Origin of the sequence: Virgifigura deserti, from assembly GCA_003576685.1 — a bacterium.
In the GTDB taxonomy this organism is placed as follows: Bacteria; Pseudomonadota; Alphaproteobacteria; order Dongiales; family Dongiaceae; genus Virgifigura; species Virgifigura deserti.
The window spans coordinates 70,880-92,440 of the sequence record QOZR01000016.1 but is presented as its reverse complement, the minus strand read 5'-3'; the positions used below and the strand labels follow the sequence as shown (position 1 = coordinate 92,440).

The window sequence follows — 21,561 nt, the reverse complement described above, 5'->3', positions numbered from 1 at the left end:
TGCTTCTCCCGGAATTGAAAGAGCGGTTTAATTGCGCCATGGCCAAGGGAATTGGAATCGGCGGTCGTCTGTTCTTCGCGTTCGTTGGGATTTCGGCGCTGTCGCTGACCTCCGGCCTCGTCGGCTGGCTGATTCTTCGCGACATCGCGGAAACGCAGGCGATCGTCGTCACCCGGGCTATGCCGGCGGTCGCCGCGGCGCAGACCGTCGCCGAGATCAGTGCGCGGATGGTCGCCGCGGCTCCCGCTCTCATCGGCGCCAGTGACGAAGACGAGCGCCGCCTTCGGGCGGACGCGCTTTTCAGTCAGGCTGACGCCTTGCGAGAGGCGGTGGCCGCGGTCGACCGCGAGCAGTTCGATGCGGAGCAGCTGGCGGCCCTCGAGCAAGCGGCCGAGGCCGTCCTGGAGAATCTGTTGCGCCAGAACGAACTGGTCGCCGAACGGCTCGCCCACCTTGAGCAGCTCGGCACCCTGACCGCCGAGGCGTTGCAGGCTGCAACCGCGATCACCGATCTGTCGGAAACCCTGGTCTCCAACGCCGCAACGCGGGCGACGGCCGTCATCTCCCATCTCTACAGCCTCATCGAGCCGCCGGTGCAGGAGGAGCGGGCCTATGACGCGCTCGACCGGCTGATCGAGGAGGAGCTGTATCTGATGGAGCGGATGTTCGAGCTCCGTCTTCGCAGCTCGCAGGTCGGCCTGCTGCTGAATCAGCTTGGCAAGTCCGTCGACCTCGCCGAAATCGGCCGGCTGCAGGAAGATTTCACCCAGCATCTCCGGATCCTGTCGCGGCGGGTCTCCGGCATCTCGGATCCGGTTCGCCGCCGCCAGGCGGAAGCCCTGTTCGGCGACCTGTCTGCGGCGAGTGCGCCCGGCGACGGCGATGATGTCTTCGGCTTGCGACGAAGCGTTCTGGCCGCGTCCGCCAGCATCGAGGGGCTCAACCAGCGGAATCGCGAACTGTCGGAGACCCTCGGCGCACTGGTGCGTGATCTCGTCGAATCGTCGCGGACATTCGCGGCGCAGGCGACCCGCGAGGCCGATCGGGCGGTCCGCTTCGGTCTTGGCATCCTCGTCCTAACGTCGGTTACCTCGCTCGTTGTCGCCGCATTGATCGTCTGGCTCTATGTCGAGCGGAACGTGGTTCGGCGCCTCGGCCTCCTGGCTGGCACCATGCGACGGCTCGCCCGCGGCGACCTGACGGTGCCGGTTCGGACTGAAGGCCGCGACGAGCTCACCGAGATGGCGCGCGCGATCCAGGTCTTCAAGGACGAGGCGATCCGCAAGCGCGAGCTGGAGCAGGAGCGGGAACGCGTCCAGGAGGAGCTGCGCCAGCACCGGAACGAGTTGCAGCGTCTCGTCGCCGAGCGGACCGCGCAGCTGACCGATGCCAACGCCCGCCTGCAGGAGGAGGTCCGCAATCACGATAGGGCCCGCGCCCGCGCGGAGACGGCCAATCGCGCGAAGTCGGACTTCCTCGCAACCATGAGCCATGAGATCCGCACGCCGATGAGCGGCATCCTCGGCATGGTCCGCATTCTGTCGGACACCCGGCTCGACCCGGAGCAGCGTGCCCAGCTGGAGATCATCACCGCCTCGGGTACGACCCTGCTCGCGATTCTCAACAACATTCTCGATTATTCCAAGATCGAGTCCGGGCATATCGAGATCGAGAGCACCGATTTCGACTCGCGCGCCGTGGTCGACGGCATCGTCTCGCTGATGCGGCCCCGGGCCCAGGAGAAAGGCTTGCGGCTTGCGGCCGCTTACGCCGACGATCTGCCCGAAGTGCTGAAGGGCGATCCCGGCAAGCTGCGGCAGATCCTATTCAACCTCATCGGCAATGGCGTCAAGTTCACCGAAACGGGGGAGGTTCTGGTCGGTGTCCGGCCGATTAGGGTCGACGAGGCGGCGGTCACGCTTGAATTCCAGGTCCGCGATACCGGCATCGGTGTGCCAGAGGAGAGCCGCGACCGCATCTTCGAGGCCTTCTCCCAGATGGACGCCTCGACCTCGCGCCGCTATGGCGGAACCGGTCTCGGTCTCGCTATCTCCAAGCGGCTGGCGGACACTCTGGGCGGACGGCTCGCGCTCGAGAGCACGCCCGGTGTCGGTAGCCTGTTCAGCCTCACGCTGGAATTTGAACGCGGCGATCCGGGAGCCCTCGTCGCGCCGGATCGGGAACCGATCGGCGATGGCCGGCCCGTGGAACCGAAGACCATGCTGGTGGTCGAGGACAACGAGGTCAACCAGCTGGTTGCCCGGACCTTCCTTGAGAAAGCGGGCCATGCGGTGACCATCGTGACCGATGGCCGTCAGGCGGTGGCTGCGGTCGCGGCAGGACGGTTCGATTTGGTCCTGATGGATGTGAGCCTGCCGGGGATGGACGGGATCGAGGCAACGCGGCGCATCCGCGCGCTTGGTGATCCGGGCAAGCGGCAGATCCCGATCATCGCAATGTCGGCGCATGTCTTCCGCAACGAGATCGCCCAACATCTGGACGCCGGCATGGACGCCTTCGTCGGCAAGCCGATCTCGCCTGAAACCCTGTCGGCCGCCCTCGGCCAGGTCCTCTCCGGCGGCGACCGCCGGATCTTCCTGCCGGTCCATGAGGGCGAGGCCCGAAATGGAGACGCCCACCGGGATGACGCTCACCGGATTGATACCCACTGGGATGAACGCTCGCTGGACCAGACCGCGCTGATCCAGCTCAACGTTCTGCGCGGCGATGTCGATGCGCTCGGCGCGGAGCGAGCGCGGCGTCTGGTCGACCTGTTCCTGGAAACGACGCCGGAGAAGATTGGCCGGCTGCAAGCCGCGGTCGAGGCGGGCGATATGGAGGCGGTGCGCTGGACCGCCCACTATCTGAAGAGCTCGGCCACCGCCCTCGGTCTGCTTGCGCTTGCCAATCGGTCAGGGAGTTTGGAAGGCGCGGCGGGAAGCGATGATTCGGCGCGAGTGACGAGTCTTTTCGCCGGATACGCTGCGCTCTATGAACAGTCACGGGACTGCCTGAGCCAAAGCTGGAACGACCTGCAGCAGCGCGCCGCGGGCTGAGTCACTGGATCTCGGCCGTGAACAGATACCCCTCGCCATGGGCGGTGACGATGAGCTCCGGCATCTTCCGCTCCGGCTCCAGCTTGCGGCGCAGCCGTCCCACCAGAACATCGACCGTGCGGTCGTAAGGGTCCCAGGCACGGCGCATTACCTGGCGCAGCAGGCGCTCGCGGCTCAGCACGACGCCCGGATTCTGGACGAAGGCGACCAGCGTCTGATATTCCGCGCGGGTCAGATCGACCGTCTCTCCTTCGGGCGAGGTGAGGCGCCGCCGGGCGATGTCGAAGGTCCATCCCGCGAATCGCGCGACGGGCGGCTTGGTGGCGGACCGTGAGGCCGATCGCCGCAGCAGGCCCTTCACGCGGGCCAGCAGCTCGCGCTGGTTGAAGGGCTTGGTCACATAGTCGTCGGCGCCGATCTCCAGCCCGACGATCCGGTCGACATCGTCGGACCGCCCGCTGACCAGGATAATGCCGACGTCGGACCGGCTGCGCTGCTCGCGAGTCAGAAGCAGCCCGTCCTCGCCTGGCAGGTTGATGTCGATCATCAGAAGGTCTGCCGGATCGCGGGCGAGAATCGCGCGCATGTCCTCGCCGTTCTCGGCCTCGCTGACGCGATAGCCCTCAGTCTCGAAATAGCCCGCCAGCTTGGCTCGGGTCACCACCTCATCTTCGACGATGACGATGTGAAACGGTGCTGCCAGCAAAGTCTCACCCTCCACTGCAATCTCGTTATTTAACATTTTTTCACAATTTAGCACAGGCCGTTCACCAGGTCCCGTCGAGTCGTTCACAACTGCCCGATAGAATTGTTTCGAGCCTGCTTTGGCGCTATCGCCACTGTCGTCCGTTTGTTGCCGGTCCGCACCGGATGAACGACGGACGCAGAAGAATAAGGCGGGACGGGGAGCAATCCTCATGCCGAAGTCGGCCTTCATACGGCGCGACATGCTTGCTGTCGGGCCGGCAAGTAAGTCCGAACGGATGCGCACGACCGCAAAGCGACATTTCGAAAACACGCGGAAGCGTGAACAACGGGCAAAAGCCGACAATCAACAACAGGAGGTCATCATGCGTTCTGCGAGAGTAAGGCATTGGACATTGGGAATCGGCGTGGCCGCCATGCTCACCCTGACGGTACCCGCCGTGGCGGAGGTGCCGGAATCGAGCGACCCGATCAAAATCATTCACAACAACTGGACGAGCCAGCTGGTGGTGTCGGACATCGCTGGGCAGCTTCTTGAGAAGATGGGTTACACCGTCGAGTACGTACCCTCCAACACGCAGCTGCAGTTCACTGCCATGGGCAATGGCGATCTCCACGTCCAGCTCGAGGTCTGGGAAGGCACCATGCTGGTGCCGTTCGAGAAGGAGGTCGAGGCCGGGCGGATGATCGATGCCGGCTCGCACACGGCGATCACCCGCGAGGAATGGTGGTACCCGATCTACATGGAGGAGAAGTGCCCCGGCCTGCCGGACTGGAAGGCGCTCGACAAGTGTGCCGAGCTGTTCGCCACGGCCGAGACCGCGCCCAAGGGGCGTTATGTCGGCGGGCCAGTCGATTGGGGAAAGCATCACAGCGAGCGCATTGAAGCGCTGGGCATGAACTTCGTCGAGGTGCCAGTCGGGCAGGCGGCGACCCTGTGGGCGGAACTCGACTCCGCCTACAAGCGCCAGGAGCCGATCGTGCTCTTCAACTGGACGCCCAACTGGGTCGAGGCGAAGTACGAAGGCAAGTTCGTCGATTTTCCCGACTTCGCGCCCGAATGCCTCACCGACCCGAGCTGGGGCACGAATCCGGACTTGGCCTATGACTGCGGTGCGACCAAGAAGGGCTGGCTGAAGAAGGGAGTCTGGGCCGGCATGGAGGACAAATGGCCGGCTGCCTTCACCTTGATCAAGAACATGGATTTCACCAATGCACAACTTGCTGAGGCTTCCTCCCTGGTCGATGTCGATGGCCTGACGCCCGAAGAAGCCGCCGCTAAGTGGATCGCGGAGAACGAGCCGGTTTGGAAGGCTTGGATGCCGACCATGTAATCGGTGCCGGATAGTGAATCTCGCCGTCAAGGGCGGGCCGGGCGCGGACGATCGTTCGCGCCCGGCCGCGGTTCCTGCCGAAGCCGCGCTTGCCCGGCACGCCGCTTTCGAAGACCCTGATCGATAACCCGACGGAGGCGCCCGATCAATGGAACGACCCGTCAAGATCGCCTGCCATAACCTTTGGAAGATTTTCGGGCCGAAGCCAACCGAGTTCCTGGCGCGGCATGATCGCGCACCGAGCGCGGCCGACTTGACGGCCGGCGGATATATCGCCGCGGTGCACGACGTCTCGTTCGAGGTCTTCACCGGCGAGATCCTGATCATCATGGGCTTGAGCGGCTCGGGCAAGTCGACGCTCGTGCGCTGTCTCTCCCGGCTGATCGAGCCGACCGAGGGGCAGATCCTGTTCGAGGGGCAAGACCTGCTGCAGGCCTCGGAGACCGATCTCATCGAGCTGCGCCGCCACAAGATGGGCATGGTGTTCCAGCATTTCGGCCTGCTGCCGCACCGAACTGTGCTCGACAATGTCGCCTTTCCGCTGGAGGTCCAGGGCATATCCCGGCCAAGGCGCGAGGAGCGGGCGCGCGAGATGGTTCGTCTGGTCGGCCTCGACGGCCGCGAGGAGTACTATCCGCGGGAATTGTCCGGCGGTCAGCAGCAGCGCGTCGGCATCGCCCGCAGCCTCGCGGTCGAGCCGGAGGTCTGGTTCCTCGATGAGCCGTTCTCGGCACTCGACCCGCTGATCCGGCGCGAGATGCAGGACGAGTTCCTGCGGCTGCAGCGCCTGCTGAAGAAGACGATCGTGTTCATCACTCACGACTTCGCCGAGGCGACGCGGCTGGCCGACCGCATCGGCATCATGAAGGACGGCGCGCTGATTCAGCTCTGCTCGCCGGAGGAGATGATCACGCGGCCTGCCGATGCGTACGTCGCCGAATTCACCAAGGATGCGCCTCGGGCCAAGCTGATCTCCGCCCGGACCGCAATGACGCCGGCGGGAGGGCTGGTGAGCGCTGAGGGCGGTGTTCCGGCGAGCGCCAAGGTCGAAGAGATCGCCGCCTACGTGCTGGGCCGCGCGGAGCCGGTTCCGGTCCTCGGCGACGCTGGTGAGCCGATCGGCGTTCTGGGTCGCGACGCCGTCGTCGAGATCGTCTTCGGAGGGCCGCGTAGCCTGGAATCGGAGAAGGGGCGCGGCGAGAGGCCGACGCTATGACCGCCGTCCCGATTGTGGCGCGACGCGTACGCATTCCGCGACAGTCGGCAGGCCGCAACGCCCTGTTGCTGGCGCTGGCGATCGTCGGGTCCGGCGTCCTGCTGCGCGACCTCCTGCCTTGGACGTTTCGGCTTCCCGACGCGTGGGTCGTGCCGGTCGCCGACTGGATCACGGCGCTCTTCAACTGGCTTGGCTACTCGGCCGATCTCGGCTTGTTCACATTCCGCGACCTGACGCGGGGCATCGCCTGGCTGCTCGCTTGGCCGCTCAGCTGGGCCGATGGCATCCTTTATTCCGGTTTTCCGGCGATCGGCCTGCCCCAATTGCCTTGGATCGTGCTCGTTCTACTCATCACGATCCTGGGGCACGCCATCGCCGGATGGCGGCTGGCGCTGCTCGCCGGGGGGTGCGTGTCCTACCTCACGCTCTTCGGCGTCTGGCGGGGGTCGATGCAGACTCTGTCGATCATCGTGATCACTGTACCGCTGGCCGCGGCGACGGGGCTGGCGCTTGGCATCCTCGCGACCCGCAACCGGCGGGCGGAAGCCGTGCTGACCGGCATGTTCGACCTGATGCAGAGCATTCCGCATTTCGCCTATCTCGTGCCGGTCGTCGTGCTGTTCGGGTTCGGTGACGTGCCGGCGATGATCGCCACCGGCATCTTCGCGATGCCGCCGATGGCCCGCTGCACGATCCTCGGACTGCGGACGGTGCCGAGCGAAGTCATCGAATCAGGACGGATGTCGGGCTGCACGCCGCGCCAACTGCTCTGGAAAGTCCAGCTACCGGCGGCGCGGTCGACGCTGATGGTCGGCGTCAATCAGGTCATCATGCAGACCCTCGCCATGGCGGTGATCGCCTCGCTGATCGGTGCATCTGGTCTCGGCTTCGATCTGCTCTATTCGCTGCAGAGCCTGAAGCTCGGCCAGGCGCTGGAACAGGGGGTCGCCATCGTCGTCATGGCTATCGTTCTGGATCGGCTGAGCCAAGCCTACGCCCGCAAGCAGCCGGTGCGCCACCGCCATGGCGAGGCGATCTGGCACCGCCACGCGCACGCCGCCTTGGCAGTGGCGGTGCTCGTCGTCGGCTATCTTCTGTCGGCTTGGGCTCCCGCGCTGCGTATCCTGCCGTCGGGCTGGGCGATCACCACGGCGCCGTTCTGGGATGCGATCGTCGAATGGATCTCGCTGAACCTTTACGGCTATCTGGGGCTGATCCGGGACGGTCTTCTCGTGAACGTCCTGATTCCGGTCCGCAATCTCTTCCTCGGGACCCCTTGGACCATCTTCGTCGGGCTGGTCGCCCTGCTCGGCTATCGCCTTGGCGGTTGGCGCCTGTCGCTCCTGGTCGCGGCGCTGATCGGCTTCATCGTGATCACCGGCTTCTGGACGCCGGCGATGATCACAGTCTATCTCGTGTCGATCGCCGTGGTGATCTGCACGGGGATCGGCGTTCCGCTCGGCATCTGGGCGGCGCGAAAGCCCAAGGTTGCCTCGGTCGTCCTGACCATCTGCGACACGATGCAGACCTTCCCGTCCTTCATCTACCTGATTCCCGTCGTCATGCTGTTCAAGGTCGGCGATGTCGCCGCAATCACGGCGATCATCGCCTATGCGATGGTTCCGGCAATTCGCTACAGCTATCTGGGACTTCGGCGGGTCCCGACGACGATCGTCGAGTCCGCGGTCGCGTCCGGCTGCACCCGCCGGCAGATTCTGTGGAAGGTGGAACTGCCGCTGGCCCTGCCGGAGATCATGCTCGGAGTCAATCAGACGATCATGATGGGGCTCTTCATGGTGACCATCACGGCACTCATCGGCACGCGTGACCTTGGCCAGGAGATCAACAAGGCGCTGACCGACGCCGACACCGGCCGTGGTCTGGTCGCCGGCCTCTGCATTGCCTTCATCGGCATCACCGCCGATCGGCTGATCGGCGCCTGGAGTCTCCGGCGCAAGCGGCAGCTTGGGCTAGCCTAAGGCGGTGTTGCAGTCTCGATTCGGGGCGGCGCTGCGGAGCAAGCCACTCCTGACAATCTTGGCGGCCATCTTGCTCAGTGGCAGCCTCGGGTCGCTGCATGCCTTCAGCGTCTTTCTCGAGCCGCTGGAGCGCAGCTTCAGTGCTACGCGGGCGGAGGTCAGTCTGCTCTATTCGCTTGCAACCGCTTGCCTCACGCTCTCGCTACTGGGCGGACACGTCCTCTATCGCCTGATTCCACCGGCGGCTCTGGCCGGGCTGGTCGGCCTCGTCGCGGCGATCGGCATGGCTGTTGCCGGCGCCGGCTCATCCCTTCTGGTCATCGGTTTCGGCTACAGCGTGCTGTTCGGCATGGCAAACGGGATCGGTTACGGCTTCTCTCTTCAGATCGCGCGACAGGCGCTGCCGGATCGCAAAGGATTTGCGATTGGCGCGGTAACAGCGGCTTATGCCTTCGGCGTGGTGATCTTCGCGCGGGTATTCGCTGTGCTCATCGCCGTCGGTGGCGCCGGAACGGCGATGCTCGTCATGGCGGGCGTCCTGCTGTGTGCCGGAGCCGGCGCGGCCAGTCTGCTCAAGCTGTCGCGCGCTGGTGAATTCGCGCCGGCGCCGTTGCTCTTGCCTATAGATGGAGCGCTCCGCGATCGTCGGCTCTTCTCCCTGCTATGGACCGGCTACTGCTTGGCGGCGGCAGCTGGGCTTATGGCCATGGGCCATGCCGCAGGCATCGTCGCCGCCAAAGGCGGACAGGCGGAGCAGCTGGTCTTCGGGACAATGCTGATCGGCCTGGGCAACGGTGCCGGCGGGTTCACCGCTGGCTGGCTGGCCGATCGCTGGCCCGGGCGCATTCTGTTGATGTTCTTCACCATCCTATCCGCGGCGGTGCTCGCCTTACTCGCCTATACGACGAGTCCGGTCGCGGCGATCGTGGCGCTCGCATCGGTCGGCTTCGCCTATGGCGGTATCATCGCCATCTACCCGATTGCCATCGCTGATTATTATCGCCCTGAGGATGTCGCCAAGGTGTTCGGCCGTGTCTTCACCGCCTGGGGCATCGCGGGGCTGGCAGCGCCGTGGATCGCGGGCATTCTGTTTGATGCTTCCGGAAGCTATGTGCTCGCCTTGGCCTTGGCCGCCGTTGCCGCCTTGTTCGCCGCCGCAACGGCCATGACCTTGCCGTGTGTCGGTTTGCCTTCTCCGGAACCAGGCTGAGAAGGTGGGGCAGTTTGATCTACCCCGAGAAGGTGTTGGTGGGCGCGCATGCACGTTCTGGCTGGTCTGTCACATCCGAGTAGATGTGGTTTTCGTTGGCTGCAGCCCGTAGCTTCAACGATGTACCGCCCGGATCCCGGGTGCACACTAGGCACCCATCTTACTAGTCGTTCCGGTCACCTTGTCGATGTGCCGCCACAGCGCCGGACCTCCTGGCGCGGCAAGCTTGTCGATTGGCCCTCCTCGATCGGCCTATGCCGAAGCCGGCTTCCTTTTGGCCGGCGTTACCGGAAATGTCGAAACTGAGGCGGCAGGCGCCTTTTTGGTTGATTTCGGTTTCTTCGGTTCGCGATTGCTTCTCTTTTGACCTTTGGCCAACGTCATTCTCCTAAATTTTTCGCGTTAGAGACCTGTGTCGGAGCGGCGATTATAAATGCAGCCGCGTGCTGTCATGATCGCCAGCGAATAGACCGCGCTGGGTGATTTTCACAGATCGAGGAAGTCGAGACGTTACACGCAATCAATTTATTTTGCACCTTGTTTTACCCGGTTCGAATATTATGACGGCGAGTATTTTCGTTCATTGCAAAAAATGAAATGCGGGCCATATATCGTTGGCGCTCCCAACCGGACAGTGCCGATGGCGGCATGCGCGCCCGGCAGTTACACAGTCGGCCCTCGGGTAGACTCCGTGGGCGGCCCTTCGCCAAAGCTGCGCCAACACCGCATTGGACATGCCCAACCATGAAAAACACTGACTTCGACCTCAAGCTTCCGCACTCGCTGAATGCCGAAACCTGGCTTGGCCGATGGGGGCGGGAGAATCCCGCCGCTGTTCTGTTCTGGTCCGTTCGGGGTTCGCATATCAAGGCGATGTTCGGCAATTCGGCTGATCGCCAGCGATGCTATGACGAGGCGGTCAAGGCGAAGATGATCTGATCGGCGCAGTTGTGCCTGGATTGGCGGGTCGATCACCGGTCTTGACGCGGGTAGTGATAATCGCCCCCATATAACAGCCTGCACCCAGGAGACGTCTTTACTCTCGAGTGTTGTTGAGGCGGCGCCGCAGGCTGAGCGGGCTGCGCCGATCGCATCGACGAGCATGGCGAGTTCTGCGCCGAACCAAGACATGGCGCAGCCGAGCCCGGCGGAATCACCTCGATCTCCCTGACTCCCTTCTCTGGTGACGCGGTACGGATCCACGGGATGAGAGATATGCGCCTACTGGACTTGGTGACGCGGACGGTATTCCGGGCGGCGAGCATCGCGCTGATGCTGCCGCCGGCGGGCTGATCATCTATGCGGGGGCGCAGGTGATCGCTGTGTTCCGGCAGCCCGAGGCGGACGTCGGCTCGACTCTGCTCGAGGCCGTCGGCTACACGATCATTTCGATCGCCGTCTTCGATGTGGCCGAGTATCTCTTCGAGGAGGAGACCGTCCGCTCAAGCGAGATGCGCCACGCTGGCGAGGCGCGGCGCAGCATGACCAAGTTCATCTCCACCATTGCCATCGCCGTGTTCCTCAAGGCGCTCGTCTCCGTCTTCGAGGCGAGCAAGGAGGACGTGCGGCTGATGCTCTATCCGACGCTGAAGTTCAGACAGCGAGAAGACAGAGTAGGCGAAGCACATTGTCTAAGCCGAGAGGGCATCCTCAACTCAGCAAGAAGGTAGCCGGGCGGTGCCCCGTGAGGGACCCGAGCTGGTGCTGTCAGCACCTTCGACGGCAGGTTTCACCCGCGCCTGCGGCAGTTGTATTCAATGCCGCTGGCGGCCGCGCTGTCCACGCGCGTCCAGGTCTGGCTTTTGCCGAAGATCGGCAGACCGATATATGCGCGAAGTGCCAATGTCGTGTCCGACAGAACGGTAATGTAACCGCTGTAGGTCTTGCCGTCCTGTGGATTGTAGACAGACCCGTCCCACCTATCGGGGCCGGAGGGTTCGAGGCCGGTTATGACGACGAGCCCACAGATCGGTTGTGTCTGCTTTGCGGGATCCGGATTGTTTTGGTCGAGTCGAGGCGATCCGCTCCGATCTGTAGCGCTCTCCAACCAGATGATCCGGCCACAAAGCCGACTATTGCATTTGGTGATCGTGAGGGCGGCGTCTTTGTCCTCCGTCAGCCAGACTCCTTGTGGATCTGCCGCCAAAGCCGGCCTCGACGTCGCGGCAAGCACCAAGAATGCCGTCAATAGTCCAAGGAGCGAGTTTAGCAGGGTTTTCAGCATTGGAACCGCCATGGCGATTACTCCCAACCGCTTCCAGCAGCCGTCGGGTCATGCCGCGCATTGCGAGAGCGGCCGCGCATGTCTGTCGCCCGAGACCGACTACCGGGCTTCGCGCTGGGAATAATCGGTGAACTAGCCTGAATTGTTCCGAGCGAGCGCCTGTGCGGCACGCCCGTGCGGCACTAACGTTGCCGACCAGAGTTCGGCTTTCCGGCGTCATATCGCGGCCTCGGGCAGGGGCATATCCTCTATTAACAGCCGCGCCGTCCTCGCTTCCCGTCTGCTGCACCGCTCCCGGAGTGTTTTCAACGGCCTTTAGGATGATCACGGTGTTCACCGCAGCGGTCTGAACGGTACCATCCTGCCCTGTTGTTCGTCCCAGAGGGCGTAACGAACGCTCCTGAGCCCACTCCAGAGCGTCAGGACGGGTGCCGCCTGCAACACCGGATTGGCGTCGTGGCACGCCTGCAGCCGGTAGTTGGGTATGCGTGGGTTCAGATGGTGAACGTGGTGAAACCCGATATTCCCGGTGAACCATTGCAGGATTCTCGGCAGCTTCAAATAGGAGCTGCCCTGGACCGAAGCCGCTACGAAGTTCCAGTCTTCGCGCCGGGCCCATAGCGTGTTCTCGAACCGATGCTGCAGCGAGAACAGGAAGACGCCGAAGATGGCCGCGATCACGCAGATCGGCAGCTGCACCATCAGCACCTGTGGGAATCCGAGGGTGAAGCCGAGCGCGAGAACGAGGCCGATCAGCGCCAGGTTGGTCAGGTGCACGGCGCGCCGTTCTTCCTTCCAGCTCCTCGGGGTGTCGAACGGCACGCGGTAGAGCAGCAGAAACACGAGCGGAGGCAGGACGACCAGCGAGACGAGCGGGTGCCGGCTCACGCGATAGGCTGCCCGTCGCCAGGCGTCGAGGTTCCGGTATTCGTCCGTCGTCAGGCAACTGGAATAGATATCGAGGCCGCTCAGCCGACGATCGAGGTTGTTCCAGTTGGCGTGGTGGCCGGCGTGCTGGCGGCGCCAATGGGCATAAGGCGCCAAGGTCACCAAGCTGCACAGCGTGCCGGTGATGGCGTTGGCGCGCCGCGATCGGAAGAACGCGCCGTGTCCGCAGTCATGCTGAATGATGAAGATGCGGACGACGAATCCGGCGGCGGGAATTGCGAGTGCAAAGGTGATCCCGTAGTTCAGGTCGAGGCTCGCATACATGAGAGCACAGAGACCGAGGAACGGCAGGAACGAGTTGGCAATCTGCCCGACGCTCTTCGCCAGACTCGGGGATTGATAGCGAGAGACGGAGGTTCGAAAGGACCAGTGTTCAGGATCTCCAGAAAAGACAGGCATGGACTAGCTCTCGACGGATGAGTTGACCTGCCGCCGCTCCAGAACTCAGAGCCTTCTGGCGATCCGACCCGGGCCTATGCAAATCGTCCGATATCGAAGCTGACGCCGGACACGGAACGAGGCCGGCGAGACGCCTAATTGGTTGGGCACCTCAGCCGGCCTTGATCCTTTTGACTCCGGATATCCCATACATCTCGACAGAGTTCCAATCGTGCGTTGCGAGGCGACAACTCGCACTGATTCCGCAGAATGTGGCGTCTCTGTTGTGACGCGCATGATCCCTATAACGTATTGAGGCAAGGTTTGGTTCGCCTGGACCGCGGTCGAGGCGATAGCGGGGCCATATCCTTCACGGAAATGCTCAAGCCGGTTCCGCAGGATTCGAAGCGATCGAACAACGAAGTTTTCGCAAGTCGATGTAAAATCGGAATCGCTCCCCATATGATACTCATACCCAGGAGATATTTTTACTCTGGGCTGGATGTGATCGGAGCGGCGGCGCCAGAGATTGGTGCGCTCCGAACAGATCAACCAGCATGGCTGCCTCTGCGCCGAACCAAGACATGCCGGCGCTCCATGAGGAGGGCCGCGATCATGAACATTCCCGAGAAGTCGACACTGCCGCCGTCAAGACCGCCGGCGCAACGGACGGACGCGGCCGTAACGAAGAAGATCGCCGCGAAGCCCGGACACCCGAGCCAGCGCTCGACAGACGACCGGAACTCATACGAAGCCGCCGTCTCAGAAGGCTGGCCGGTACGTCACAGCCGTGGTTTGGACGATGCAAGCGCGTGATCGCTCGTTCGTGGCGGCGAGAGCCGCCGGGACCGCAGGGCAGTCGCCGAAACCGGGAGACGCATGATGATGCGCACGAGCCAAAAGATCGTCACGTTTACGCAGCCCTTCCGCCTGAGAGGGGTCGAGGAGATGCTGCCGGCGGGAGCCTACCAGGTGGAGACGGACGAGGAGCTCGTTCAGGGTCTGTCGTTTCCCGTCTACCGGCGGGTTGCGACGGTTATCTTCCTGCCCTCCCAATCTGCCGGCGCCACATGGCTCCACGCCATCGACATCGATCCCTCGGAGCTGGACGCGGCCCAGGAACGCGACGCCGCGATCGCGTAGCGCTCTCAACCGCAAAGGCGATCGTCGACGGACGACCAAAGGCAGCACTGGATGAACCGCGGTTCGGAGCCTCGCAGCGGCTCCAGGAGACGGAAATGTCGAGTCTCAAGATGAGTCTCAAGAATGGAATTGGTCGTCGCGTGACATTGATGATCAGTGACTGGCTGGTCTTAAACAGCAATGAGCTGACGTGGATCGCCTTAATTGGCGGTAGTGTTCTATTGGTTGGCTTTTCGATGATGTGATGGTCAGGCTTCTGGCTGACGAACGCTAAGGGAAAGACCTGAGCGCCCGGTCACAGCGAGAACCAACCATCGCGGAGGAGGTGTCGTGAGAAGGATGTACCTGTTGGCCGCCGCTTTCGTGCTCGGGCTGTCCGGCGCGGCAGAGGCTGAGTTCGCGGACGGGCTGACCGCCTACAAGCGCTATGACTTCGCTGCCGCGCTCGAGGAATGGCAGCCTTTGGCCGACCATGGCGACCAAGTCACCCAGTTCTACCTCGGCGAGATGTATCGGCAAGCCCAGGGCGTTTCCTACGACATGACCGAGGCCAGCCGATGGTATCGCAAGGCCGCCGAGCAAGGGCATGCCGAGGCGCAGTTCCAGCTCGCCGAAATGTACGAGAGTGGCTATGGCCTGGACCCCGACCCGGCGCAGGCAGTGCAGTGGCTTACCCGAGCCGCAGAGGGCGGCCATGCGGCTGCCATGCAGCGTCTGGGCAACCGCTACGCGACGGGCGAGGGCGTAAATCAGGACTTGGTGCAGGCGCATCTGTGGCTGGCGCTCGCCGCGACTCGCGGCGGCGACGTCGTCGGCTTCCTCGCCGGAACCGACCTGCGCCGGCTGCTGGACCGCATGAGCCCTGCTGAGATCAGCAAGGCTAACCGTCTGGTCGAACAGTGGCAGCCGCGTCCGGCCGCGCCGGCCAATGCGGCCTCGGTCGGCTAACGCCACCGGAGAGGCAGATCGGTTTGCTTTATTTGGAGAGATTGTTATGAGCTATTTTGTCCCGCCCATCGTCATTCCGGCAACCCTGGTCCTTGCGCTTGTCGTCTGGGTCGTGATTCGGCCCGCGATCGTCGACACCTCGCCGGCGGATCCGATTGGTGCCGTGCCGCCATCGTCAGATTAGCCGACCTATGCGGTGGAGGATCAAGCCTCGACCGTGATGTGGCGCCCCGGCCTCGTCGCGTGACATCATCGATGCATCAGAACAGCAGGAGCAGATGGTTAAGCTAGGACCAAAGCGGCCGCCGGCCGCATCGCCGCAGCAATATCGACTAACGCGGAACAGCCATGGCTGGACGGTGCAGGCGGGCTCCGATCGCCACGGCCCCTACCTCTCGCGCCGAGACGCTTTGCTCGATGCCGTTGATGCGGCGCAGGCGGCGGGCGACCGGGGCGCCAGCGTTGAGGTCGTGGACTGCACGGCCAGAAGCGGCGACGTCGTCCTTTGGCGCTCCGACAGCGGCGCCTTCGATTTCGGTAAAGCGGGTATCGCGCCCCGCAACCACTGAGCGACACTCGCATTATCGGCAGGCTTGCCGATGGGATTATCACCGGGCGACAGCCGCTCAGTGCTGAAATCGAACGTATATCCGCTGCGGGCGGATGTTGTGATATCGACCGGATCGCTCCTCCGCTACCAATAATTTCAATAACTTAGGAAAACTGCATTCGGGCGGCTTTCCGTTTCTCGGCCGCTTGCGTTCCGGTGCGGCGATCGCTGCGACAAAGAGCATCTCGATCAGCCGTCGGCCCTGCGGGTGCAGCCGGCCCCCGCCTACCGCTGGGAACCGATGCGCGGGAGTCGCTGGTTGCGCTCGATCGGAACCGAGAATTGGCCTGTGTTGCGGTATGGAGGTGAAGATTGTGGTCATCTCGGAAGTCGAATGGAAGATATTATAATTTTCCTCTGACTTGGGAAATGGGAGTGAGTAATGCGTGGACTATGTAATTGAGTCATGCGTATTGCGTTTTTGGGCGCGGTCATAATGTCTCTGGCGGCCTGCCAGTCTCGCTATCAAGGCTATAGCAAGCTTGCCGCTGACAGTTCATACCGAGGGAAAACCTACGATTTCACCATGGATTACGACTCCGTTTCGGTGACGGTCTATCACAAGGCGTTCAACAATGCCGGACACTTGAAGACCTGTGGCGTCGTCATGATGGACGGCTCCGCGATGGGAATGGCCGTGCTCAAGGAATGGTTTCGACAGGCCGATGTCATCGTGGCGAGGACCAACATCGGGCGCGGTTTGTTCTTCGCCTACAGCCCGCAAAACCGCATCAGCATGGTAGACGCCGGATGCGCCGACACGGATATTCCGTGGCAAACGGTCTTCCAAAATGCGGCGATGACGTTCGACGGGAATCCGGTCATGCGGCGGTTCTAAGGCCGTGAAGGGTCACGCAGGTCTGCTGCCGAGCTCGAACTCCGTTCCATGATCTCAGACATCGCCCGGCCTTATGTCTATTTCCGCCGCTCTTCCAGCGCGGCGAGCCTCAACACCTCTTCATAGTTCGACCGCGTATCCGGGCGGATATGTTCCGGCTGTGCGAGGATGTAGTCGAAGAGCGCCTCCGCCTGGTCGTACATGCCGAGCCGCGGATAGTCTCGCGCGGCCGTCATGTTGAGCCGCCACCCCAGCGCGCCGGGAAACTGATGGGTCAGCAGGGTGGATGCCGTCACCACGAGGAGGAAGGCGCCGGCCATGGCGCCCGCGCCGCGCCACGACGCCGGAGGCCCGATCCCGACCTCGCGGACGAACAGACGGGCGGCCCAGGCGACGGCGGCCAGCGCGAGCGTCAGCTCGGCGATCTCGTCGCTTTTGACGATGGTCCAGTTCAGCACGAAGAGCGGAGGCAGCAGGAACAGGGGCACAAGGCCGAGCGGGATCAGCGGCACGCCGCTATCGAGCAGCCGTTGCTTCAGGGCGGGAGCTGCGAGCGACAAGACGACGGACAGGACGAGCCAGCCGAGGATCAGGTAAGCGGCAATCTGGTGAAGCCTTTTGTTCACTTCCCAGACTGCGCCCAGGTTGTGGAGATTCATCTCCTTCTGCGTGTTCGCTTCGATGAACGCGTCCGGAGGCGCGATGCCGAAGATTCTCTGGCCCCAGCTGATCTCCTCTGCTGCGATCACGAGGGCGGCCGCGCCCATGAAGGCCCACACCCAACGCCGTAACCCTGGCCCGTCCCGAAACGCCAGCGTGACGAGTAATATTCCGGCAAAGGCGAAGCCGGCCGACGTCGCGTACTCGCCGTAGGAGTCCTCGGAGATCAGACGGACATAGCAGACCGGATCGTCGTAATGCAGGTAGAATATGGCGGCGACGATGATGGCCGCGACGGCGAGGCTGAAAGCCAAATCAAGGATCGAAGAGCGAGAGACGTTTTGCGGCATGGTTCCACATCTTCCGGCCCCCCCTGACGAATGCAGAACAAGGCTGCGCCACAGCCATTATCCTGGCTCAACGCTGCTCGCCGCCTTTGCTGTAACAGTTCTGACACATAATATCGCTCTTTCGTGGTCATAGGTTCCGGCTTCGGGTTCCGGCTTGGCTTGTAGGACTCTGAAAGTTCGACGCTGGATCGGCTGCCACGCGCCATTTCGATCTGCCATAGGCTCAAGCCATGCCAGCGGGCGCACTACTCGCCGGCATGGTGAACCACCGCTTCAGAACGGGATAAGGAGAATGAGGGGAGAGAGGCCCGATAGGCCCGATAGGTGCTAAGACCGGATTGGGATCAGGGCCGGTGCCGGCCCGGACCGTCGGCTGCTATCTCCCGCGGCCGTAGGATTGCGTGCGCTCAGGTGTCAACTGGCTCGCATGAAGCCAATCTTCTTTCTGCTCATGGGTCATGTTGTAGACCCGCACCAGCTTCATCGGCGCATCCAGAAAGCCGACATTTGGCTTGCGGTAACGTACGTTTCTTTCCATGACGATCTGCATTTTCAGACCGCGCTCGCGGCACCACTCCTCGGTGCTTTCCTGTTCGTCGTCGAGAATCAGTGTTTCGAATTCAAACGCCAAATCAATCTCCTTTCAGCAGATGACAATTGTGCCAACGCACAAGCCCTACATACTGTCATCGGCCAAAATATCAAGGGTCGCAATCTGTGCGGAAGGAAGGTTCGCTTTTCTCGATATGACCGGCAGATGGCAAGCTATTTCTCAATCTCCTCTCATGAAATATTGCTAACAAGGACTAATATTGTGTCTGGATATTTATTCAGTGCCATGCCCGGACTTAATCCGGGCATCCATCCTGCCGTGGCCGCCTGGATTGCCGGGTCAACCCTCGGATCAAGTTCGGGCAGGTCCGGCAATGACAAGATGGGGACTCCTCCAAACCTATTTGGAAACGGCCCCAAGTAATCATTTCTTATTACTCTATATCGGAGTCGGTGGGCTGCGGTTGCCGTTCTTCGGTCGGCGCGGGTCGACCGTCAAACGGGAAAGGTCAGGATCGCCTCGGTGCCTCTGTCCTCAACGCTTCGGGTCCATTCGATGGTGCCGCCGATCTGGCCGGTGAGGCTCTTGATCAGCTGCAGGCCGAGCCCAGACGGTGCAACCGGCTCGCCTGCCGTCTCCGCCTGCGACCGACCTACGCCGTTGTCGGCCAGCACGAGCCGTACCTTGCCGGGGTCGACCGGCGCCAGGGCGACCATGACGGTCCCATGTCGGTCGGGGAAGGCGTGCTGCATGCTGTTGGTGACGAACTCGTTCACGATCAGGCCGAGGGAGGATGCGATGTCGACAGGCACGACCACGCGCTCCAGGCGGAGATCGAGCTTGATGTCGTCCGCGCCGAGATTGCCCGCGGTGATCAGGTTCGAGCAGAGCTCCTCGAGATAGCCATTCAGCGCAATGCGCCGCGCCCCGTTGTGGATATAGAGCTGCTTGTGCACCAGGCTCAGCGCGGTCAGCCGGTTCATCAAGGTCTCGAAGCTCCGCTGCGCCTCGGGATTCCGCGAGAGCGTCTTCTGAATCCGCACGATCGATGTGATCGTCTGGAGATTGTTCTTGACCCTATGCTGCAGCTCGCGGAGCAGGAGCGCGGCCTCGTCCCGCGCCGCCGCCAGCTCTCGGCTCGTGCGCAGGCGATCGATCGCCGCCGCGAGAAGGTTGGCGTAGCTTTGCAGGAAGCCGATATCCTCACGGGTGAATCGGCGCCGTTCGTCGCTGTCGATCTCGAGCACGCCGAACGGGCGTCCGCCGCCCTTGATGACGACATTGGCCACGCTCTTGACGCCGTGCTCGCGCAGCACCTCCGGCACAGCGAACCGTGCCTCGGCGTCCAAATCCTCCGATGCTACCGGCTTTCCGGTCTGCAGGGCGTGGCCGGCCGGCGACCGGCTACCTGCGCCGATGCTGAGCTTGCCGATCACGCCAGGGTGCCAGCCGATGCCGGCGCGCACGAGCAGTGACTGCCCTTCGAACTCGATTTCCAATATCATCGCCCGCGTTACGCCCAAGCCCTTCGCGGCGAGCGCCGAGGCCTCCTGCAGCAATGCTTGAAGATCGTCGGTACGAAGCGCGTGCCCGCCGAAGCGCGCAATCGCGGTCATCTGTTCGAGAAGCCTGTCGCGGTTGATCTTGCGGGCGTGATCTGCCATCGCCTGAATGCCACCCGAAGCGAAAAGCTCCCGACCAGGGGACCCGACAAAGCTGTGGTGCAAATCCGCAGCTTAAGAGTGTCCAGCCGGGCCTGTCCATGGTCTGCATCGGCCTGGACGTGACATCTCTGGAAGAAGGAGTCAGATCGACTCGGCGGTCGCTCACAAGTCCGCGGTCGGGGGGGCGGCCCGCTGACGGGACCGCTTGAGGGGCGCAGCATAGACCGCGGCCAGGATCATCTCGACCTCGGCGCCCGTGGAAGACAAGGGAAGCGCCAGGGTCTGGATCCGCACGGCCTCGCCACGCGCCACGCCCTGCCGGTCGAAATATACCGGCGTTTTGTCGCGCCGGACGCGGTCGTAATCGCCGGCGATCAGCGGCTGGCGCATCGACGCGAAATGGCTGACGGCCTTGCCAGTCAGCTCATACCCGAACAGGTCGACCAGTTTCGTGCCATAGACTCGGTAATGATAGACGCCGCCGTTATCTTCGGCCACGTCCACGAGGATCAGGTTGCCCAGCCATTCGCGGAGTTCGATCGTATCGATATCGCGGCGCGCCGGCATCGATCGGCCGCCGCGTTTCCGGTTCCAAAGGTCCAACAGTTGGGCCAGCTTCGGGTGCTGCTGAAGATCGCGATCGAGCTCGTCGACGGGCATGACACGTTAAACGGCTGGCCTGGGTTTTGCGTTCCTGCGACGTGGCTCCGCCGCATTGCGGTCGGGCTTGCAGGGCCTCGCGGTGTAGCACAGATGGCGTCAGCGAGGCTTGCATTTTCCTATGCATCTGCTGCCGATATGCCGAGCGCCGAATCGTTGCAAGTATAAGTTGTGCCACAAGAATGACACAAGATATTTTGCGATATTCTCCTGGTAGAATTTTGGCTGGTGGGGCCATGTCTGCGGGATCATGCCGGGCTACATCCACCACCAGGCGGTAAGTCATGTCGGAGACACTCAAGAATCGTGTTGCGCTGATCACAGGGGCGGGCGGTCCCGCGGGCATCGGCTTTGCCACGGCGAAGATCTTCGCCCGCGAAGGCGCCCGGCTTGCCGTCACCTCGACGACGGCGCGGATCGAGGAGCGGACCGCCACATTGACCGGCGCCGGCCATGACGCCGTGGGCTTCGTCGCCGATCTCACCGACGGCGCGCAGGCCCGATCCCTGATCGACGCGGCGCTGCAGCGCTATGGCCGGATCGACATCCTCGTCAACAACGCCGGCATGGCGCAGATCGGCGGCAGTCAGGTCTTCCGGAACATGGTCGAGCTCGACGAGGCGGAATGGGATCGCGGCATCGCTCGAAACCTGAAGACCACCTTCAACGTCACCCGTGCCGTTCTCCCGGGCATGATCGACCAGGGCTACGGGCGGATCATCAATGTTTCGTCGGTCACCGGCCCTCTGGTGAGCAATCCCGGCGACGCCGCCTACAGCGCCGCGAAGGCCGGCATGGACGGGATGATGCGCAGTCTGGCGATCGAGGTTGCGCGGCATGGGCTCACGGTGAATGCGGTGGCGCCGGGCTGGATCGCGACCGGCTCCACGACGGAGGGCGAGAGAGCCGGTGGGGTGAACACCCCAATGGGCCGCTCCGGGCGGCCGGAGGAGGTGGGCGAGGTAATCGCCTTTCTGGCGTCGGAGGCCGCGAGCTATGTCACGGGACAGTCGATTGTCGTCGATGGCGGGAATATCATCCAGGAATACAAGGGTCCCGCCGAGCTCTATTACTGATCGGCCGCC

At 63.0% G+C, this 21,561-nt stretch carries 21 protein-coding genes; 14 read left to right on the top strand and 7 right to left on the bottom strand.

Going from position 1 to position 21,561, the window contains the following annotated elements; genetic code table 11:
- The first annotated feature begins 38 nt into the window (after positions 1-38).
- Entirely contained in the window at positions 39-3,056 is a 3,018-nt protein-coding gene (torS, locus tag DT069_RS22325; RefSeq protein ID WP_119462547.1) for a TMAO reductase system sensor histidine kinase/response regulator TorS, read from the top strand.
- A gap of 1 nt (position 3,057) precedes the next feature.
- Here the strand turns inward: torS and torR are convergent, their stop codons facing one another.
- On the bottom strand, positions 3,058-3,777 hold the full coding sequence (gene torR / locus DT069_RS22320) for a two-component system response regulator TorR (protein WP_425450470.1): 720 nt from the start codon (positions 3,775-3,777) through the stop codon (positions 3,058-3,060).
- Positions 3,778-4,126: 349 nt separating this feature from the next.
- Between torR and DT069_RS22315 the strand changes: the two genes are divergently transcribed.
- The 6 genes from DT069_RS22315 to DT069_RS22290 all read left to right on the top strand — a co-directional run bounded on the left by DT069_RS22315 (position 4,127) and on the right by DT069_RS22290 (position 11,170).
- Positions 4,127-5,095: an ABC transporter substrate-binding protein gene (locus DT069_RS22315; protein WP_425450469.1), complete on the top strand. Its 969-nt coding sequence runs from the start codon at positions 4,127-4,129 to the stop codon at positions 5,093-5,095.
- 148 nt (positions 5,096-5,243) lie between these two features.
- Positions 5,244-6,311, top strand: coding sequence for a quaternary amine ABC transporter ATP-binding protein (locus DT069_RS22310; RefSeq protein ID WP_119462545.1), 1,068 nt, complete (start codon positions 5,244-5,246; stop codon positions 6,309-6,311).
- A complete protein-coding gene (locus DT069_RS22305; RefSeq protein ID WP_119462544.1) occupies positions 6,308-8,290 on the top strand; it encodes an ABC transporter permease in 1,983 nt (660 codons plus the stop codon). Before DT069_RS22310 ends, DT069_RS22305 begins: the two co-directional genes overlap by 4 nt.
- Positions 8,291-8,360: 70 nt before the next feature.
- Positions 8,361-9,500, top strand: coding sequence for an MFS transporter (locus DT069_RS22300; RefSeq protein ID WP_162913369.1), 1,140 nt, complete (start codon positions 8,361-8,363; stop codon positions 9,498-9,500).
- Between the two features lie 744 nt (positions 9,501-10,244).
- Positions 10,245-10,439, top strand: a complete 195-nt coding sequence (locus DT069_RS22295) for a hypothetical protein (RefSeq protein ID WP_119462542.1) — start codon at positions 10,245-10,247, stop codon at positions 10,437-10,439.
- A 374-nt stretch (positions 10,440-10,813) separates the two neighbouring features.
- Complete coding sequence (locus DT069_RS22290; protein WP_119462541.1) at positions 10,814-11,170, top strand: hypothetical protein; 357 nt, start codon at positions 10,814-10,816, stop codon at positions 11,168-11,170.
- Positions 11,171-11,229: 59 nt separating this feature from the next.
- Here DT069_RS22290 and DT069_RS22285 read toward each other — a convergent pair whose 3' ends face one another.
- Positions 11,230-11,736 (bottom strand): DUF2147 domain-containing protein, encoded by a 507-nt coding sequence (locus DT069_RS22285; RefSeq protein WP_119462540.1) that lies wholly within the window; start codon positions 11,734-11,736, stop codon positions 11,230-11,232.
- Between the two features lie 321 nt (positions 11,737-12,057).
- Positions 12,058-13,071, bottom strand: coding sequence for a fatty acid desaturase (locus DT069_RS22280; protein ID WP_119462539.1), 1,014 nt, complete (start codon positions 13,069-13,071; stop codon positions 12,058-12,060).
- An 858-nt stretch (positions 13,072-13,929) separates the two neighbouring features.
- On the opposite strand from DT069_RS22280, the gene DT069_RS22275 reads away from it, so the two are divergent.
- From DT069_RS22275 to DT069_RS22260, 6 genes are all read left to right on the top strand, one after another.
- Entirely contained in the window at positions 13,930-14,193 is a 264-nt protein-coding gene (locus DT069_RS22275; protein WP_119462538.1) for a hypothetical protein, read from the top strand.
- A gap of 95 nt (positions 14,194-14,288) precedes the next feature.
- Positions 14,289-14,438, top strand: coding sequence for a hypothetical protein (locus DT069_RS24760; RefSeq protein ID WP_162913367.1), 150 nt, complete (start codon positions 14,289-14,291; stop codon positions 14,436-14,438).
- A gap of 94 nt (positions 14,439-14,532) precedes the next feature.
- Positions 14,533-15,141: a tetratricopeptide repeat protein gene (locus DT069_RS22270; protein WP_119462537.1), complete on the top strand. Its 609-nt coding sequence runs from the start codon at positions 14,533-14,535 to the stop codon at positions 15,139-15,141.
- A gap of 46 nt (positions 15,142-15,187) precedes the next feature.
- Positions 15,188-15,325, top strand: a complete 138-nt coding sequence (locus DT069_RS24755; RefSeq protein ID WP_162913365.1) for a hypothetical protein — start codon at positions 15,188-15,190, stop codon at positions 15,323-15,325.
- A 94-nt stretch (positions 15,326-15,419) separates the two neighbouring features.
- Positions 15,420-15,710, top strand: a complete 291-nt coding sequence (locus tag DT069_RS22265; protein WP_162913364.1) for a hypothetical protein — start codon at positions 15,420-15,422, stop codon at positions 15,708-15,710.
- 447 nt (positions 15,711-16,157) lie between these two features.
- Positions 16,158-16,589, top strand: a complete 432-nt coding sequence (locus DT069_RS22260) for a hypothetical protein (protein ID WP_162913363.1) — start codon at positions 16,158-16,160, stop codon at positions 16,587-16,589.
- Positions 16,590-16,666: 77 nt separating this feature from the next.
- Here the strand turns inward: DT069_RS22260 and DT069_RS22255 are convergent, their stop codons facing one another.
- The 4 genes from DT069_RS22255 to DT069_RS22240 all read right to left on the bottom strand — a co-directional run bounded on the left by DT069_RS22255 (position 16,667) and on the right by DT069_RS22240 (position 20,476).
- Positions 16,667-17,563, bottom strand: a complete 897-nt coding sequence (locus DT069_RS22255) for a hypothetical protein (RefSeq protein ID WP_425450468.1) — start codon at positions 17,561-17,563, stop codon at positions 16,667-16,669.
- Positions 17,564-17,975: 412 nt separating this feature from the next.
- Positions 17,976-18,230, bottom strand: a complete 255-nt coding sequence (locus DT069_RS22250) for a hypothetical protein (protein ID WP_119462533.1) — start codon at positions 18,228-18,230, stop codon at positions 17,976-17,978.
- A 416-nt stretch (positions 18,231-18,646) separates the two neighbouring features.
- Positions 18,647-19,816 (bottom strand): sensor histidine kinase, encoded by a 1,170-nt coding sequence (locus DT069_RS22245; RefSeq protein ID WP_119462532.1) that lies wholly within the window; start codon positions 19,814-19,816, stop codon positions 18,647-18,649.
- Between the two features lie 162 nt (positions 19,817-19,978).
- Positions 19,979-20,476 (bottom strand): PAS domain-containing protein, encoded by a 498-nt coding sequence (locus DT069_RS22240; protein ID WP_119462531.1) that lies wholly within the window; start codon positions 20,474-20,476, stop codon positions 19,979-19,981.
- A 284-nt stretch (positions 20,477-20,760) separates the two neighbouring features.
- Between DT069_RS22240 and DT069_RS22235 the strand changes: the two genes are divergently transcribed.
- Complete coding sequence (locus DT069_RS22235) at positions 20,761-21,552, top strand: SDR family NAD(P)-dependent oxidoreductase (RefSeq protein ID WP_119462530.1); 792 nt, start codon at positions 20,761-20,763, stop codon at positions 21,550-21,552.
- The last annotated feature ends 9 nt before the right edge of the window (positions 21,553-21,561 follow it).

Excerpts from the sequence above, each read along its gene's own strand:
- DT069_RS22275 (WP_119462538.1), top strand. The coding sequence starts at position 13,930 with ATGATGATGCGCACGAGCCAAAAGATCGTCACGTTTACGCAGCCCTTC.
- DT069_RS22280 (WP_119462539.1), bottom strand. The coding sequence starts at position 13,071 with ATGCCTGTCTTTTCTGGAGATCCTGAACACTGGTCCTTTCGAACCTCC.
- DT069_RS22310 (WP_119462545.1), top strand. The coding sequence starts at position 5,244 with ATGGAACGACCCGTCAAGATCGCCTGCCATAACCTTTGGAAGATTTTC.
- DT069_RS22285 (WP_119462540.1), bottom strand. The coding sequence starts at position 11,736 with ATGGCGGTTCCAATGCTGAAAACCCTGCTAAACTCGCTCCTTGGACTA.
- DT069_RS24755 (WP_162913365.1), top strand. The coding sequence starts at position 15,188 with ATGAGCTATTTTGTCCCGCCCATCGTCATTCCGGCAACCCTGGTCCTT.
- torS (WP_119462547.1), top strand. The coding sequence starts at position 39 with ATGGCCAAGGGAATTGGAATCGGCGGTCGTCTGTTCTTCGCGTTCGTT.
- DT069_RS22235 (WP_119462530.1), top strand. The coding sequence starts at position 20,761 with ATGTCGGAGACACTCAAGAATCGTGTTGCGCTGATCACAGGGGCGGGC.
- DT069_RS22305 (WP_119462544.1), top strand. The coding sequence starts at position 6,308 with ATGACCGCCGTCCCGATTGTGGCGCGACGCGTACGCATTCCGCGACAG.
- DT069_RS22265 (WP_162913364.1), top strand. The coding sequence starts at position 15,420 with ATGGTTAAGCTAGGACCAAAGCGGCCGCCGGCCGCATCGCCGCAGCAA.
- DT069_RS22245 (WP_119462532.1), bottom strand. The coding sequence starts at position 19,816 with ATGGCAGATCACGCCCGCAAGATCAACCGCGACAGGCTTCTCGAACAG.
- DT069_RS22315 (WP_425450469.1), top strand. The coding sequence starts at position 4,127 with ATGCGTTCTGCGAGAGTAAGGCATTGGACATTGGGAATCGGCGTGGCC.
- DT069_RS22240 (WP_119462531.1), bottom strand. The coding sequence starts at position 20,476 with ATGCCCGTCGACGAGCTCGATCGCGATCTTCAGCAGCACCCGAAGCTG.
- DT069_RS22295 (WP_119462542.1), top strand. The coding sequence starts at position 10,245 with ATGAAAAACACTGACTTCGACCTCAAGCTTCCGCACTCGCTGAATGCC.
- DT069_RS24760 (WP_162913367.1), top strand. The coding sequence starts at position 14,289 with ATGTCGAGTCTCAAGATGAGTCTCAAGAATGGAATTGGTCGTCGCGTG.
- DT069_RS22260 (WP_162913363.1), top strand. The coding sequence starts at position 16,158 with ATGCGTATTGCGTTTTTGGGCGCGGTCATAATGTCTCTGGCGGCCTGC.
- DT069_RS22270 (WP_119462537.1), top strand. The coding sequence starts at position 14,533 with ATGTACCTGTTGGCCGCCGCTTTCGTGCTCGGGCTGTCCGGCGCGGCA.